This is a genomic window from Paraburkholderia sp. SUR17 (assembly GCF_029536165.1).
Lineage (GTDB): Bacteria > Pseudomonadota > Gammaproteobacteria > Burkholderiales > Burkholderiaceae > Paraburkholderia > Paraburkholderia kururiensis.
Genome location: NZ_CP120508.1, coordinates 2,503,240 through 2,519,338, shown reverse-complemented (window position 1 = coordinate 2,519,338; position 16,099 = coordinate 2,503,240). Strand labels below are relative to the sequence as shown.

Annotated in this window: 15 protein-coding genes; 11 read left to right on the top strand and 4 right to left on the bottom strand. The window is 64.4% G+C overall.

Annotated elements, in window-relative coordinates; genetic code table 11:
• Window positions 1–11: 11 nt before the first annotated feature.
• The 6 genes from P2869_RS10950 (at window position 12) to P2869_RS10925 (ending at window position 6,597) form a co-directional block, all read left to right on the top strand.
• The gene (locus P2869_RS10950) at window positions 12–1,820 is read left to right on the top strand and encodes a bifunctional 3-(3-hydroxy-phenyl)propionate/3-hydroxycinnamic acid hydroxylase (RefSeq protein ID WP_277596466.1); all 1,809 of its coding nucleotides are present in this window, start codon (window positions 12–14) and stop codon (window positions 1,818–1,820) included.
• Window positions 1,820–2,761, top strand: a complete 942-nt coding sequence (locus P2869_RS10945; protein WP_277596465.1) for a 3-carboxyethylcatechol 2,3-dioxygenase — start codon at window positions 1,820–1,822, stop codon at window positions 2,759–2,761. The genes P2869_RS10950 and P2869_RS10945 overlap by 1 nt, the downstream gene beginning before the upstream one ends.
• A gap of 24 nt (window positions 2,762–2,785) precedes the next feature.
• The gene (gene mhpD / locus P2869_RS10940; protein WP_277596464.1) at window positions 2,786–3,571 is read left to right on the top strand and encodes a 2-keto-4-pentenoate hydratase; all 786 of its coding nucleotides are present in this window, start codon (window positions 2,786–2,788) and stop codon (window positions 3,569–3,571) included.
• A 39-nt stretch (window positions 3,572–3,610) separates the two neighbouring features.
• Window positions 3,611–4,576, top strand: a complete 966-nt coding sequence (locus tag P2869_RS10935; protein ID WP_017776321.1) for an acetaldehyde dehydrogenase (acetylating) — start codon at window positions 3,611–3,613, stop codon at window positions 4,574–4,576.
• 15 nt (window positions 4,577–4,591) lie between these two features.
• A complete protein-coding gene (gene dmpG / locus P2869_RS10930) occupies window positions 4,592–5,623 on the top strand; it encodes a 4-hydroxy-2-oxovalerate aldolase (RefSeq protein ID WP_199539737.1) in 1,032 nt (343 codons plus the stop codon).
• 98 nt (window positions 5,624–5,721) lie between these two features.
• Window positions 5,722–6,597 (top strand): alpha/beta fold hydrolase, encoded by an 876-nt coding sequence (locus tag P2869_RS10925; protein WP_277596462.1) that lies wholly within the window; start codon window positions 5,722–5,724, stop codon window positions 6,595–6,597.
• A 30-nt stretch (window positions 6,598–6,627) separates the two neighbouring features.
• Here the strand turns inward: P2869_RS10925 and hcaR are convergent, their stop codons facing one another.
• On the bottom strand, window positions 6,628–7,521 hold the full coding sequence (hcaR, locus tag P2869_RS10920) for a DNA-binding transcriptional regulator HcaR (protein ID WP_277596461.1): 894 nt from the start codon (window positions 7,519–7,521) through the stop codon (window positions 6,628–6,630).
• A gap of 126 nt (window positions 7,522–7,647) precedes the next feature.
• Between hcaR and hcaE the strand changes: the two genes are divergently transcribed.
• The 5 genes from hcaE to hcaD are packed head-to-tail and all read left to right on the top strand — an operon-like array spanning window position 7,648 to window position 11,933.
• Window positions 7,648–9,006 (top strand): 3-phenylpropionate/cinnamic acid dioxygenase subunit alpha, encoded by a 1,359-nt coding sequence (gene hcaE, locus P2869_RS10915; RefSeq protein WP_277596460.1) that lies wholly within the window; start codon window positions 7,648–7,650, stop codon window positions 9,004–9,006.
• Complete coding sequence (hcaF, locus tag P2869_RS10910) at window positions 9,003–9,545, top strand: 3-phenylpropionate/cinnamic acid dioxygenase subunit beta (protein ID WP_277596459.1); 543 nt, start codon at window positions 9,003–9,005, stop codon at window positions 9,543–9,545. The genes hcaE and hcaF overlap by 4 nt, the downstream gene beginning before the upstream one ends.
• Window positions 9,546–9,547: 2 nt before the next feature.
• Window positions 9,548–9,871 carry a 3-phenylpropionate/cinnamic acid dioxygenase ferredoxin subunit gene (gene hcaC / locus P2869_RS10905; RefSeq protein WP_114811155.1) on the top strand — a complete coding sequence of 108 codons (324 nt, stop codon included), beginning with the start codon at window positions 9,548–9,550 and terminating at the stop codon, window positions 9,869–9,871.
• A complete protein-coding gene (gene hcaB / locus P2869_RS10900) occupies window positions 9,868–10,680 on the top strand; it encodes a 3-phenylpropionate-dihydrodiol/cinnamic acid-dihydrodiol dehydrogenase (protein ID WP_277596458.1) in 813 nt (270 codons plus the stop codon). The genes hcaC and hcaB overlap by 4 nt, the downstream gene beginning before the upstream one ends.
• Window positions 10,681–10,700: 20 nt before the next feature.
• Window positions 10,701–11,933, top strand: a complete 1,233-nt coding sequence (hcaD, locus tag P2869_RS10895; RefSeq protein WP_277596457.1) for a 3-phenylpropionate/cinnamic acid dioxygenase ferredoxin--NAD(+) reductase subunit — start codon at window positions 10,701–10,703, stop codon at window positions 11,931–11,933.
• A gap of 25 nt (window positions 11,934–11,958) precedes the next feature.
• On the opposite strand, the gene P2869_RS10890 is transcribed toward hcaD, so the two are convergent.
• The 3 genes from P2869_RS10890 to P2869_RS10880 form a co-directional block, all read right to left on the bottom strand.
• Window positions 11,959–12,603: a YadA C-terminal domain-containing protein gene (locus P2869_RS10890; RefSeq protein WP_277596456.1), complete on the bottom strand. Its 645-nt coding sequence runs from the start codon at window positions 12,601–12,603 to the stop codon at window positions 11,959–11,961.
• 46 nt (window positions 12,604–12,649) lie between these two features.
• Window positions 12,650–14,194 (bottom strand): methyl-accepting chemotaxis protein, encoded by a 1,545-nt coding sequence (locus P2869_RS10885; RefSeq protein WP_277596455.1) that lies wholly within the window; start codon window positions 14,192–14,194, stop codon window positions 12,650–12,652.
• Window positions 14,195–14,371: 177 nt separating this feature from the next.
• The gene (locus P2869_RS10880; protein WP_277596454.1) at window positions 14,372–15,940 is read right to left on the bottom strand and encodes a PAS domain-containing methyl-accepting chemotaxis protein; all 1,569 of its coding nucleotides are present in this window, start codon (window positions 15,938–15,940) and stop codon (window positions 14,372–14,374) included.
• Window positions 15,941–16,099 lie beyond the last annotated feature (159 nt).

The window sequence follows — 16,099 nt, the reverse complement described above, 5'->3', positions numbered from 1 at the left end:
AGGAGAGAGACATGTCCCCAGTCAATGGAGCGCGCACGGGCGCGCTCTCGGCCGACGTCGCCATCATCGGCGCCGGGCCGGTCGGACTCACGATCGCCAACCTTCTCGGACAGCAAGGCATCAGCGTGATCGTGATCGAGAAGCTCGATCAGATCATCGACTATCCGCGCGCAATCGGTCTGGATGACGAAGCATTGCGCGTGTTCCAGTCCATCGGGCTCGCCTCGACGCTGCTGCCCCACATCACGCCCGATCACTGGATGCGCTTTACCACCGGCGACGGCCAGTGCTTCGCCTCCATCGAACCGCGCACCGACGAGTTCGGCTGGTCGCGCCGTAACGCTTTCCTGCAGCCGCTCGCCGATCGCGTGCTGTACGACGGCCTGAAGCGCTTCCCGCACGTCGACGTGCTGTTCGGGCACGGCGTCGTGTCGTTCATCCAGAACGACCAGGGCGTGACGATCGAAGCAGAAGATTCGAACGGCGCGCGGCGCACGATTCGCGCGGCCTACATGGTGGGCTGCGACGGCGGCGGCAGCAGCGTGCGCCGCGGTCTCGATCTGCCATTCGAGGGGCGCACCAAGCCGAACCAGTGGATCGTGGTGGACGTGCGCAACGACCCGGTCGGCACGCCGCACGTCTATCTCGTGTGCGACAACGAGCGGCCGTACGTGTCCGCGGCGCTGCCGCACGGCATCCGCCGCTTCGAGTTCATGGTGATGCCCGACGAGACCGAAGAGGAACTCTCGAAGCCGGAGAACCTCGCCAAGCTGATGCGCAAGCTCGTCGCGGAGCCGGACAAGGTCGACTACATCCGCAAGCGCGTGTACACGCACAACGCGCGCCTCGCGAGCACGTTTCGCGTGGGGCGCATCCTGCTGGCCGGCGACGCTGCGCACATCATGCCGGTCTGGCAGGGGCAGGGCTACAACAGCGGCATGCGCGATGCGAGCAACCTCGGCTGGAAGCTCGCCATGGTGGTGAAGGGCACGGCGGGACCGGGCCTGCTCGACAGCTACACCGCCGAGCGCCGCGCGCATGCGCGCTCCATGATCCACCTCTCCGAAGTGGCCGGCGACATCGTTGCGCCCTTGTCGACGCTCGGCAAGGCGATGCGGGCCGTGCTGATCAGAAGCGCATCGATCTTCCCGTCCGTGAAGCGCTATTTCGTGGAGATGCGCTTCAAGCCGATGCCACGCTACGAGCGCGGCGTGGTGCTGCTGCCCGAGCCGAAGCAGACGGGCGGCTGGCTTGCGCGCCGTCTCGAACGGGCGGGCGACGGCCCGCTCGGCCGGTTGCTCAATCTGATGTCGCAGAATCGCGCGTCGCTGATCGGCCGCCTCGCCTATGGCCGCGATCCGCTCGAGAAGTCGCCGGTTGGCCGCATGTTCATCCAGCCATACGTGCGCACGCCGGCCGATGAGGTCGTGCGTCTGGACGATGCCATCGGCAACGGCTTCACCGTGCTGGCCTGGGGCGCGGACCCCACCTTCGGATTGACCGACGAAGCGCGCGGCATCTGGGAGCGCCTGGGCGGCCGCTTCGTGTTCGCGAAACCCGATGTTCAGATGACCTATACCAACGACGTGCCACCCGGCGTGACGGCGCTCGGCGATGTTCAGGGGCGCCTCAAGGACTGGTTCGGCGCCCAGCCGGCATCCGTCGTGCTGCTGCGCCCGGACCGCTTCGTCGCCGGCCTGTGCGCACCGCACGAAGTGTCGCCTGCCATTGTCGAACTGGCCGGCAAGCTCGACTTGCGCGCCGCGCCCTCTGTACCGAAGCAACACACTGCCGTCCGCGAGACCGTTGGAGCCCTGTAATGCCGATTCACCTCGAATGTTTGTCCCACACACCGCTGCACGGCTACTACGATCCGGCGCCTGAAGTCGTGGCCGAAGTGGAGCGCGCGGGCGCGGCTGCGCGGGAGCGCGTGCGCCGGTTCGATCCCGAACTCGTGATCGTGTTCGCGCCGGACCACTACAACGGCTTCTTCTACGACCTGATGCCGCCGTTCTGTATCGGCGCCGCGGCGACCGCGGTGGGCGATTTCAAGAGCCTTGCCGGCGCGCTCGACGTGCCATCCGACATCGCACGGCAGATGGCCGAAAGCGTTCTCGCCGACGATGTCGACGTGGCCCTCTCGTACCGCATGCAGGTGGATCACGGCTGCGCGCAGGCGCTCGAAGTGCTGACGGGTGGCCTCGACCGCTATCCCTCGATTCCGGTGTTCATCAACTCGGTTGCGCCGCCCATGGCCACGCTGCGCCGCTCGCGCCTGTTGGGCCAGGCAGTGGGCCGCTTTGCGGCGCGCACCGGCAAACGCGTGTTGCTGGTCGGGTCCGGCGGCATTTCGCATGAACCGCCGGTGCCCGAACTTGCCGGCGCGAACGACGAAGTGGCGCAACGCCTGATTTCAGGCCGCAACCCGACGCCCGAGGCGCGGGCGCAGCGCCAGCAACGGACGGTGGCCGCAGCCCGGGCGTTCTCCGCCGGCGACGCGCCGAATATGCGTGCACTCAATCCCGAGTGGGATCAGGCCTTCCTCGCCCATCTCAAGGATGACTTACTGGCTGTGGACGGCATGACCAACAGCTCGATCACGCGCGAGGGGGGCCGGTCGGCGCACGAGATCCGCACGTGGGTGGCCGCGTTCGGCGCGCTGGCGGCCTGCGGTCCTTATGAAGCACACGTCGATTTCTACCGCGCGATTCCGGAGTGGATCGCCGGCTTTGCCGTGATGCACGCGCAGCCCGCAAATTGAACGGTCAGGAAAGGAGAATCAGGAATGCTGAATCAGGACGCCATAACAGCGCTGGCCGTTCGCCTGCGTGAAGCAGGGCGCACGCGTGAAGTCGTGGAACCCGTGCGCGGCGAGATCGCGCTCGACGACATGGCGAGCGCCTACGCTGTGCAGCAAGCCAATGTCGACGCACGCGTGGCGGCGGGCGAGCGCATTGTTGGCCGCAAGATCGGGCTCACTTCGCTCGCAGTGCAAAAGCAGCTTGGCGTGGATCAGCCGGATTTCGGCACGCTGTTCGCGAGCATGGCTTACGGCGACAACCAGCCGATGCCGCTTGCGAGCCTGATCCAGCCCAAGGTGGAAGCCGAGATCGCTCTCGTGCTGAAACGCGATCTCACCGCCGGCAAGCATACGTTCGCCGACCTCATCGACGCGACCGCCTACGCGCTTGCCGCCATCGAAGTGGTGGACAGCCGCATTCGCAATTGGGACATCCGGTTTGTGGATACCGTGGCCGACAACGCATCGAGCGCACTCTTCGTGTTGGGCAGCCGTCCGGTGGCGCTGGCCGACCTCGATCTGGTGGCAGCCGGTATGACGCTCGAGCGCGACGGCGAAGTGCTGTCGCGCGGCAACGGGGGCGCCTGCCTCGGCAATCCGCTCAACGCGGCCGTCTGGCTCGCAGACCGCATGGCGCAACTGGGCACACCGCTCTGCGCAGGCGACGTGGTGCTCACCGGCGCGCTGGGGCCGATGGTGGCCGTGACCCAGCCGGGTACCTACACCGCGCACATCGACGGGCTCGGCAGCGTGCGTGCGAGCTTCGCATAACTCCCCGCGAGACACATTCATTTCGTCAAGGAATTCGACATGGCTTCCGCCAAACTCAAAGCGGCGATCATCGGCTCGGGCAACATCGGCACCGACCTCATGATCAAGATCATGCGCCACGGCAAGCATCTGGAGATGGGCGCAATGGTCGGCATCGACCCGAACTCGGACGGCCTCGCACGTGCCGCGCGTCTTGGCGTCGCGACCACACACGAAGGCGTGCAGGGCCTCGTCAATCTGCCCGTGTTCAACGACATCGACTTCGTGTTCGACGCAACCTCCGCCGGCGCGCACGTGAAGAACGACGCGTTTCTGCGCCAGCACAAGCCCGATATTCGCGTAATCGACCTCACGCCTGCTGCGATCGGTCCGTATTGCGTGCCCGTGGTCAACCTCGACGCGCATCTCGACGCAAAGAACGTGAACATGGTCACCTGCGGCGGGCAGGCCACCATTCCCATGGTCGCGGCCGTATCGCGCGTGGCGCACGTGCATTACGCGGAGATCGTCGCGTCGATCAGCAGCCGCTCGGCGGGGCCCGGCACGCGTGCCAACATTGACGAGTTCACCGAAACAACCTCGATGGCGATCGAAGTGGTAGGGCGCGCTGCGCGGGGCAAGGCGATTATCGTGCTGAACCCGGCCGAGCCGCCCGTGATGATGCGCGACACCGTCTACGTGCTTTCGGAAGCGGCGGACCCGGCGCGCATCGAAGCCTCGGTTGAAGAGATGGCGAAGGCCGTGAACGCTTACGTGCCCGGCTATCGACTCAAGCAGAAGGTTCAGTTCGATGTGATTCCCGAGAGCGCGCCGCTCAACATTCCGGGCCATGGCAAGTTCAGCGGCCTGAAGACCTCGATCTTCATCGAAGTGGAAGGCGCGGCGCACTACCTGCCCTCGTATGCGGGCAACCTGGACATCATGACCTCCGCCGCGCTCGCCACTGCGGAGCGCATGGCGCACGCTGCCGTGGCCGCCGCCCTGGCCGCTGATGTGGCTGAATAAGAGAGCGAGGAACGCATGAACACGAGCAAGAAACTCTATATCTCCGACGTGACGCTGCGCGACGGCAGCCACGCGATCCGTCATCAATACTCGATCCAGAACGTGCAAGACATTGCGCGCGCGCTGGACAAGGCGAAGGTGGATTCCATCGAGGTGGCGCACGGCGATGGCCTGCAAGGGTCGAGCTTCAACTACGGCTTTGGCGCGCACAGCGATCTCGAATGGATCGAGGCGGTGGCCGACGTGGTCACGCATTCGAAGATCGCCACGCTGTTGCTGCCGGGCATCGGCACGCTGCACGACCTCAAGGCCGCGTACGAGGCCGGTGCGCGCGTGGTGCGCGTGGCCACGCATTGCACCGAAGCGGACATCTCGAAGCAGCACATCGAATACGCGCGCGAACTCGGCATGGACACGGTCGGCTTCTTGATGATGAGCCACATGACCTCGCCGGAAAATCTCGCGCAGGAAGCGAAGAAGATGGAGCGCTACGGCGCGACGTGCATCTACGTGGTTGACTCAGGCGGCGCGTTGAGCATGAGCGATGTGCGCGACCGCTTCCGTGCAGTCAAAGCCGTGCTCGAGCCGGAAACCGAAACCGGCATCCACGCGCATCACAACCTGAGCCTCGGTGTGGCGAACTCGATCGTCGCTGTGGAGGAGGGCTGCGACCGCATCGATGCATCGCTTGCCGGCATGGGCGCGGGCGCCGGCAACGCTCCGCTCGAAGTGTTCATCGCCGCGGCGCAGCGCATGGGCTGGAACCACGGCACCGATCTGTACACGCTGATGGATGCGGCCGACGACATCGTGCGCCCGCTGCAGGACCGTCCGGTGCGTGTGGACCGCGAGACGCTCGCGCTCGGTTACGCCGGCGTGTATTCGAGCTTCCTGCGTCACTCGGAGGTGGCGGCGAACAAGTACGGCCTCAAGACGGTGGACATCCTGGTCGAACTCGGCAAGCGGCGCATGGTGGGCGGCCAGGAGGACATGATCGTCGACGTCGCGCTCGACTTGCTGAAGAAGCAGGAAGCCGCACAGGCATAACAACGGACATGAACACGAGCGGCGCGCGGATTTCCGCTGCGCCGCTTAGGGTCGTTTTATCGCTGCACGAGCAGCATATTCAAATGAAGGATTCGCACATGAGTGCCAACGCATCTGCCTCTACCGAAGCCTCTTCCAGCCGGTTCGCGAAGGTTCGCGACGGCGAGGTCGAGTTCAACGTCCACTACAACGACGTCGGTCCCGCCTCGGGCCAGGCCGTCGTGATGCTGCACGGCTCCGGGCCGGGCGCGACCGGGTGGGCGAACTTCCACCGCAATATCGATGCGTTCGCCGCCGCGGGCTACCGCGTGCTGCTGATCGACATGCCGGGCTGGGGAAAAAGCGACGCATTCCTCAATACCAGCGGATCGCGCTCGGACTTCAACGGCCGCATCGTCCAGCTCGTGCTGGACCATCTCGGTATCGAACGCGCACACGTGGTGGGCAATTCGATGGGCGGCCACAGCGCCACGGCTTTCGCGCTCGCGAACCCCGAACGTATCGGCAAGCTCGTACTGATGGGCGGAGGCACAGGCGGCCCGAGCCAGTTCGTGCCGATGCCCACCGAAGGCATCAAGCTGCTGAATCACGTTTACCGCGAGCCGACGCTCGAAAACGTGAAGCGCATGATGAATGTGTTCGTCTACGACGCCAGCGCGCTCACTGACGAGTTGCTGCAACTGCGCGTGGAAAACATGCTGGCGCGGCGCGACCATCTGGAAAACTGGGTCAAGAGTCTCGCGGCACAGCCGAAGCAATTCAGCGACTACGGTCCGCGCCTGGCGGAAATCAAGGCTCACGCGTTGATCATCTGGGGACGCGACGATCGCTTCGTGCCGTTCGATATCGGCCTGCGTTTGCTGTGGGGCATGCCGAACGCGGAGATGCACATCTTCAACCGCTGCGGTCACTGGGCCCAGTGGGAACATGCGAACAAGTTCAACCGCATGGTGCTGGAGTTTTTGCAGGATTAACGCACGTCATGGGGCGCTTCAGGCGACACCTCAGGCACCCGGACGAAAGGACGCTCGCCGCATCAGCTCGATGAGGGCTTCGATCTGCGGCGAGTGCGGCCCCGGGCGCGAAACCATCAATAGATCGATGGAGGGCGCGGGCTGTGCGAGCGGGCGGCAGCACAGCGATTCGCCCGTGAGTGCCGTGACGTACTCGGGCAACAGCGCAACGCCGAGCCCCATGCCCACGAGGTTCAGGTTGAGCAGGATGTTCGTTGCGACCTGTACGACCTCGGGGTGTATGCCGTGCGTCTCGAAGTAGCGTTGCACGATGTCGTAGAGCTGGCCGGCATAGGCGGGGTCGGTGCGAATGAACGGCAGGCCGTCGAGCATCGCCGGCGTGACGCATTCGTGTGCCGCGAGCGGATGGTTCGCCGGCATCAATACGATGAGCGGCTCCGTCAGCACGGTCTCCGTCTGTAGCGCCGCCGTGCGCACCGGTCGACGCATGAACGCGATGTCGATATCGCCGCGCAGCAGCGCGTCTTCCTGCTCCATCGTTGGAAGGCTGCGCAACTCCACGTTCAGTTCCGGAAACTGAAGCCGCAGTTTCGGCAACACGGTCGGAAAGATCCGTATCTCGGCAGCGGGCACGAAACCGATCGTCACTGTGAGCGCGCGTTGCTCGCCCACCTGCCGCGCACGCGCAATAGCGTGCTCTACCTGCGCGAGCGCAAGCCGCGCCTCTTCCAGAAATGCCTTGCCGGCCTCCGTCAATTCGACCTTGCGCTTCGAGCGCACGAATAGCGGCGTGCCCACTTCCTCTTCGAGATCGCGAATTTGCTGGCTGAGCGAAGGCTGTGCCGTATTCAGACGAAGCGCGGCGCGCGTGAAGTTGAGTTCGTCCGCGACGGCAATGAAGTAACGCAGATGTCGGAGTTCCATTGGATGAATGATCGCCGAAAAGTCTCAGAACCTACAAACAAAGTATTTCACAGCGCAGGCGCGAACAAGGATCATGCACCGCGTGCTTACCGATATGGAATGGGTAATGCCACGGAGGAGACACGGATGACCACCACCAAACTCAACGTCGGCGCGCTCGTGGATGCCGGCAACGGACGCGTGACATCGGCAATCTACACCGACCCCGCAATCTACGAACTCGAAATGGAGCGCATTTTCGGGCGCTGCTGGCTGTTTCTCGCGCACGAAAGCCAGATTCCGAAGGCGGGCGACTTCTTCAACACCTACATGGGCGAAGACCCGATCGTCGTCGTACGCCAGAAGGACGGCTCGATCAAGGCATTCCTCAACCAATGCCGCCATCGCTCGATGCGCGTGAGCCATGCCGACAGCGGCAACACGCGCGCCTTCACGTGTCCGTACCACGGCTGGTCGTATGGCGTGGACGGCGCGCTGATCGAAGTGCCGCTCGAACCGCGTGCCTACCCGCAGGGACTGTGCAAGGAGAAGTGGGGCCTGCTCGAAGTGACGCGCGTGGAGACCTACAAGGGCCTCGTATTCGGCAACTGGGACGCCACGGCCCCCGACCTGCGCAGCTACATGGGCGATATCGCGTGGTATCTCGACGGCGTGCTCGATCGCCGCGAGGGCGGCACCGAGATCATCGGCGGCGTGCAGAAGTGGGTGATCGACTGCAACTGGAAATTCCCGGCCGAGCAGTTTGCGAGCGACCAGTATCACGCGCTGTTTTCGCATGCATCGGCAGTCGAGGTGCTCGGCGCGAAGAGCGGCGATGCGAACAAGGCGCTCGGCTCGGGCCAGACCGCCCGCCCTGTCTGGGAGACCGCGAAGGACGCCGTGCAATACGGCGAAGACGGTCACGGCAGCGGCTTCTTCTTTACCGAAAAACCCGACGCGAACGTGTGGGTGGACGGCGAGGTGTCGCAATACTTCCGCGACACGTATTCCGAGGCCGAGGCGCGCCTTGGCAAAGTGCGCGCGCTGCGTCTTGCCGGTCACAACAACATGTTCCCCACGCTGTCGTGGCTCAACGGTACGGCGACGCTGCGCGTGTGGCATCCGCGCGGGCCGCACCAGGTGGAAGTCTGGGCATTCTGCATCGCCGACAAGAACGCACCCGACGATGTGAAAGCGGCGTTCGAGCGCAGCGCCACGCGTGCGTTCGGTCCCGCGGGCTTTCTCGAGCAGGACGACTCAGAGAACTGGGCCGAGGTACAGAAGGTACTGCGCGGCCATCGCGCGAAAAAGACGCGGCTCTGCCTCGAAATGGGGCTGCACGGCGAGCGCGTGCGCGAAGACGGCGTGCCTGGCATAACGAACTACATTTTTTCAGAGACGGCCGCTCGCGGCATGTACCGGCGCTGGGCCGACCTGCTGATGTCGGAGAGCTGGGAAGAGGTCAACGAACGCACGAGCGCGTACAAGCAGGAGGTGCTGAAATGAATGTGCTGGAAGCACCGCAATCCGCCGCGGTCTCTCTGGAGCTGCATCACGAGATCTCGCAGTTTCTGTATCGCGAGGCCGCTTTGCTCGACGACTGGAAATTTCGCGACTGGCTGGACCTGCTTGCCGAAGACATCGGCTACGTGATGCGTACGGTGGTGAACGCGCAGACACGCGATCGGCGCAAAGGCGTGCAGCCGCCCACCACGTGGATTTTCAACGACACGAAGTTCCAGCTGGAGCGGCGTGTAGCACGTCTTGAAACCGCCATGGCATGGGCGGAAGAACCGCCGTCGCGCACGCGGCATCTGGTCTCGAACGTCCAGATCGAAGCCACCGATGCGCCCGGCGAATTCGACGTGCGCGTGAACTACCTGCTGTACCGCTCGCAGAAGGAGCGCGACGAAGCGTTTTACGTCGGCATGCGCCGCGATCGCGTGCGTCGCGCGGACACCGCACACGGCTGGCTGCTCTGCCGCCGCGAGATCGTGCTCGACCAGGTGGTGTTGACGTCCCATAACCTCAGTGTGATTTTCTGATCATGAGCCGTATTACCGTTTGCCCGGTCGGCACGCTGGCCGAAGGCGAAGCCGTAAAGATTGACGGGCCGTCCGAGGCGATCGCCGTCTTCAACGTGCAGGGCGTGTTCTATGCGACGACCGACCGCTGTAGCCACGGCAATGCTTCGATGTCCGAGGGATATGTCGAGGACGACGGCACCGTGGAGTGCCCGCTGCACGCCGCACGCTTCTGTCTGAAGACCGGCACGGCGCTTTGCCAGCCTGCAACGGAGCCGCTCGCCACTTATCCGGTAACGGTGGAAGACGGCACGATCTACGTCGAAGTGGCGGAGGCCGAAGCATGAGCTGGCTGAAGGAAGAGGTGGCACTCATCACGGGCGGTGGCTCCGGCCTCGGGCTTGCGCTCGTGGAGCGCTTTCTCGACGAGGGCGCGCACGTGGGCGTGCTGGAGCGCTCGGCCGAAAAGGTTGCGGCGCTGCAGGCACGCTTCGGCGAAAAAATTGTTGCCGTGCAGGGGGACGTGACGCGTTACGCCGACAACGAGCGCGCGGTGACGGCGGTGACGGCGCGCTTCGGCAAGCTCGACACGTTCGTTGGCAACGCCGCGATCTGGGACCATGCCGCATCACTCACGAGCCTTTCTCCAGAACGCCTTGCCGAGGGCTTCGACGAACTCTTCTCGATCAACGTCAAGGGATATCTGCTCGGGGCAAAGGCCGCCGCGGACGCGCTCATCGCATCGCGTGGCAGCATGATCTTCACGCTCTCGAATGCGTCGTTCTATCCGGGTGGTGGCGGGCCGCTCTATACCGCGAGCAAGCATGCGGCGGCTGGTTTGATCCGGCAGTTGGCCTACGAACTGGCGCCCAAAGTGCGCGTCAACGGCGTCGCGCCGTGCGGGATGGCAAGCGATCTGCGCGGCCCTGCTTCGTTGGGGCAAGACGGCATACGCATCATGGATTCGCGCAGTCCCGAAGACATCGCGAGCATCTTGCCGTTGCAGTTCTTCCCGAATCCGGATGATTTCACCGGGCCGTTCGTGCTGCTCGCCTCGCGTGCGAACAACCGCACGTTGAGCGGCGTGATGATCAATGCGGACGCCGGGCTCGGCATTCGCGGCATCCGCCATGTTGCGGGCGGACTGGCGCTGTGAGACTAGCGCACGAAAACATCATGGATCAGCCCACATTCGTTATCGTCGGCGCGGGCCAGGCCGGCGCGAGAGCAGCGATGGAGTTGCGCCGGCAGCACTTCGAAGGCCGCATTGTGCTGATCGGCGACGAGCCGCATATGCCATATGAGCGGCCGCCGCTTTCGAAGCAAGTCTTGTGGAATCCTGATGAGTGTCAACCCGGTATTCTTCCGCGCGACTTCGAGCGTGAGACTGGCATCGTGCTGATGTCGGGCGTGGCGGTGCAAGCGCTCGATCTACGCCGACACGCGTTGACGCTGGCCGACGGCAACCAGCTTGTCTACGACAAGCTGCTGCTGGCCACGGGCGCACGGGCGCGCCGCCTGCCGCTGCTCGACCGGCTAGGTGCCGGCGTGCACACGCTGCGCACGCTCAACGAGGCGCGTGCACTGGCGGCCTCGCTTCGCCGTGCGCGGCGCGTGGCGATTGTCGGCGGCGGGGTCATCGGGCTCGAAGTGGCGTCCAGCGCGGTCGAACTGGGCGTGGAGGCGACCGTGATCGAGCAGGCGGATGCCGTCATGGCGCGCAACGCGCCCGCTGTGCTGAGCCGTTACCTTGAAAGCGTGCATCGGCAACGTGGAGTGGCGTTGCTTACGGGGCGCCGCCTCGTGGATGCGCGCCGTGACGGCGATGCATTCGCTCTCATACTCGATGACGGCACGGAAGTCCGGGCGGAAACGGTAGTCTACGGAGTCGGCGCAGAGCCCAACGTGGAACTGGCGCGCGACGCGGGCCTTGCCGTCGGCAATGGCGTCGTGGTCGACGCGAACTGCCGCACGTCGGACGCGGACGTGTTCGCTGCAGGGGATAACACGTGTCAATGGGACACGCGGACGGCACGGCATGTGCGCCGCGAAACGTGGGAAAACGCGAACAGGCAGGCCGAAACCGCGGTGAGTGCGATGCTGGGCCACACGCCGGCACTGGGCGGCGTACCCTGGTTCTGGACCGATCAATACGGCATGAACATCCAGTTTGCCGGCGACATGCAGGCGCCCACGTGGGTTGTGCGCGGCACGCTCGACGATCCCGCCTTCGTGCTGTGCGGCCTGCAGGGCGAAACGCTCACGGGCGCCGTCACGGTGAACCGCGGTCAGGACATGCGCAGTCTCAAGGATCTGATCGCGATGCGGGCGGCGGTAGGGCCCGAGGTGCTGACCGATAGTACGCAAAACTTGCGCGCGTTGGCAAAGCGTCTGCAAGAGACGGTTTGAGCGCGACGCGCGCTTCGTCTCTCCGTTACCACTGATAGCTCGCGCCGGCGCCGTAGGAATATCCTCCGGCGCCGCCGTTCACGCCTCCTTTGATCTTCAGATTGTTGGCGATCTGGGCACTGAAGCCGAGCGCAGCGGCGCTATAGCCCTGGTAGCTCCCTGTGCCGATTCCGATGGCGAGCGTCTTGCCCCGATCGACCTCGGGGATCATCGTCAACGCCGTGGCCGCTGGAATGCCCGTGTAAGCCGCCCGGCCGTTCTGAGCGGCGGCGGCATGGCCAATGGCGATGGCGCCGTCCCAACTTGCGGTGGCGCCGTTACCGAGAGCAACTGCACTTGCACGCGCCGCGGAGGCGTCGGCACCCACCGCTACGGCATACGAGCCCGTTGCGCCCCTGTTGTCGTGGTTGTCCAATGTCGAGCCACTATCGTTCACGCTGTAATAGTGCGTGGCTGACGCCGATACGACCGTTGAAAGAGAACTCACGCTCGCAAAGGTGGATGCCGGCAACGTGGAGAGCAGCGAACTTGCGGTGGTCGATATCGAAGTCGAGAGGTCGGCTACTGTGCTGTCGGTTGTGCTCAGGCCGGTGGAAAGCGAACTCACGCCGGCCGGGAGTGAACTGGTCGTAGTCGAGGTTGAAGTCGAGGTCGAGAGGCTAGCTGTCACGGGCGGCTCGCCGTTGCAGCAGCCGCCCGAAGATGATTGGTATGCCTTATTGAACCCGGAAGATCGCCACGGCCGATTTCAACTCGCCCGCTTGCGATTCGAGCGATGACGCGGCGGCTGCCGCCTGCTCGACGAGCGCGGCGTTCTGCTGGGTCACCGAATCCATCTGCGAGACGGCCTGGTTGACCTGGCCTATCCCCTTGCTTTGTTCAACCGATGCGGCGGCGATCTCGCCCATGATGTCGGTCACGCGCCGTACGGACTGCGTCACCTCTTTCATCGTCGCGCCCGCAGAGTCAACGAACTGCGTACCGTCTCGCACACGGTCCACCGATTCCTGAATCAGCTCCTTGATCTCCTTCGAAGCCGACGAAGAACGCTGGGCCAGCGAGCGCACTTCGGCGGCGACCACCGCGAATCCGCGTCCCTGTTCACCCGCGCGTGCCGCTTCCACGGCGGCGTTCAGCGCCAGGATGTTGGTCTGAAAGGCGATGCCCTCGATCATGCCGACGATGTCGGCGATCCGGTCCGAACTTGCATGGATGCCGTTCATCGTCTCGATCACCTGGCTCACGATATGGCTGCCACGCTCGGCAACCTCCATGGCCTGGGCGGTGACCTGGCTCGCCTGACGCGCGTTCTCGGCGTTCTGGTTGACGGTGCCCGTCAGCTCTTCCATGCTGGCCGCGGTCTCCTGCAGGGCAGCCGCCTGTTCCTCGGTGCGCTGCGAAAGGTCCTGATTGCCGGCCGCAATCTCGCTGGTTGCGGTAGCAATCGAATCGGTCGATACCTTGATCGAGCGGATCGTGCCAGCCAGCTGGTCCTGCATGCGCTTCATCGAGAAGAGCAGGCTGCTGGTGTCGCCGGGCACGGTCTGCACCTTGAGAGCGAGGTCGTTGTTGGCGATGTGCTCGGCGATTTCGGCGGCGTACGCCGGCTCGCCGCCGAGCGTGCGCAGGATGCCGCGGTTGATGACCACGACGATGGCGCTCAGCAGCGCAGCCGCGACGGCCAGCAAACCGATGCTTTGATAGAGTGCGGACCGGAAGGCGGTGTCGATATCGTCGATGTAGACGCCCGTCATGAACACCCAGTCCCACGGGCGATAGCTGTCGTTATATGAGAGCTTCGGAAAGACGCCTGTCGCGTTAGGCTTGGAAAACGAGTAGGAAGTGAAGCCGTGTCCATCGCGTTTGATCTGATCGAGCACGTCGCGGTAGAGCAGCACGCCGTTGGGGTCGGCGAATGAAGCCATGTTGCGGCCTTGCAGCTCAGGCCTGAACGGGTGCATCAGTACGACGGGTTGCGAGTCGAGAATCGTGAAGTAGCCCGAATCACCGTAGCGGATGTCGCGTATGACGTCGAGTGCCCGTTTTTTCGCTTCGTCTTCGGTGATCTTGCCGGCTGCCGCCTGCGCGGCGAACGTCTTGACCACACTGAGGGCTGCCTGGGTCGCATGCACGAGATCGGTCTTTCTTTCATCCAGACGAATCGTGCGTGTTCGCCACGCATCGGTCACCGCCAACGTGGCGAGACAGAGCAGGCTGGCCAAAAGCGGCATCCATAACTTCTGCGAAAAAGACAACTTCATCACCGACACACTCCTTGTGGGAAACGAACGCGAGTCCGTCGGCTCGCGCCTCTTCTGCTATGTCAGTGTTTACGACGATCCTTTCGAAAACGTGAGGGTTTGGCGCAAGAATATTTCCTCAAACCTCCATACGATTAGTACTATCTTTCGCAGCGTGCCCACAGCATTGCACGCGTATCAGCGGTCTGTTTCTCTGAGCCTGAAGGCCGCCATCGCAACGTCGAGTGTGCTGCTTTGATCGAGCAACGCCTGCGCGGCCGTGGCGGCTTCGTTCACCATTGCCGTGGTTTGCGCAACCGATTCGCTGAGTTCCGAGACCTTTCCGCCTATCTCGCCGGCCGCGAGGCTCTGCTGGTGCGTGGCATCGGCAATCGAAGCCACGATGCCTTCCACTTCGGCAATCGCTGCGGCAAGCCGCTCGATCGTGCGGCTGTTGGCCACCACCTGGCTTGCTCCCGCGTCGATCTGCGCAAGTGCATTGCTGACCACCTCGCCGATCTCTTTGGCCGCTTCCGCGCTGCGTTGCGACAGCGCGCGCACCTCTGCCGCGACCACCGCGAAGCCGCGTCCTTCGGCGCCGGCACGCGCGGCTTCCACGCTCGCGTTCAAGGCAAGAATGCTGGTCTGAAAGGCGATCGATTCGATGGTCGCGGAAATGCCCGCGATCCGGTGCGCCTGCGTGCTGACGGCCAGCATCGTGTTGTCCGCTTCCTGGGCCGAATGGAGCCCTTGCGCGGCCAGCGCGGTGGCGCCGCGCATTCGTGCGTGCGCTTCTGTCGTGTTGTCGCGGTTGTTCTGCACGGCCTGACTGAGTTCTTCGATGGCAACGGCTGCCTGTTCGAGCGCCGCGGACTGCCGCGCCGCACGATTCGAGAGATCCGCCGTAGCCGACGCGATTTCGCCGGCTGCATGACGTGTGGCGAAGGAGCCCGCACGCATGTCGGAGACGGCGAGCAGAAAGCCCCGTCGCATCACGTCGAGGGTGTGGGCAAGCCGCCCGGCGCGATAGTCTTGCTTGCCCGCCGGCACCGCACGCGAGAGATCGCCGGCTGAAAACAGCCTCACCGCGTCGAGTGCTTCGGTAAGCGAACGCGCGGCCTTGCGACCCTCGCGCGCGACATAGAGCAGGACGCCGGCCGTCGCACCGATGAGCGCGGTATCGGCGCCTTGCATTGCGTCGAGCGGCGAGAGCCGCTGCAACGCGAATGCAGCGCTACCGCCGAGAACCCCCGAGGCGAGGACAGCGAGCACGCGCCACGCCCGTGGGCCGAGCGCCGTGGAAAGCCACTGCACCGAGCCGCGCGCCACGACGGCGCCTGCGCGTATTGCGTAGCGGCCCTTCGTTCCGGCCTTCCATTGACCGTAGGCTGTCTCGGCCAACGCTGCCTGCTCACTGTCAGCACGTGTTCTGACGCTGACGTAGCCCACCACCGTGCCATGACGCACGTCGGCCGCCACCGTGGTGAGCGTCCAGAAACCGCTGCCGTCTTTGCGCCGCAGTTTCTGCAGACCTGTCCACGTGCAGCCGCGCGCGAGCGTGGCCCAGACGTCCGCGCCCACCTGGTCGGGCATGTCGGCGTGATAGAGCACCTTGGTGGAGGCGCCGCGTAACTCGTCGAGCGTGTATCCGGTCACGTGTTCCCAGCGCTCGTTGACGTACGTGATCTTCCCTTGGGCGTCGTTTCGGGTAATGAGGTACTCCTCATCGTCGAGGAGGTCGGGTAACGCGGGCGAAGTGTTTTTCATGAGGAGCGGTGGGAACGCGAGTCGGAACGATGGCTCCGATGGTGCGTAACCTTGCGCGCCGCGACCATCCCGCCACTGCAAGCGGACGTTCAAAGATCCGCCCAGTGCACAAATCTGCATGACATGTGCGCCCAGGCAGGGAAAACCCAATTTCACGCC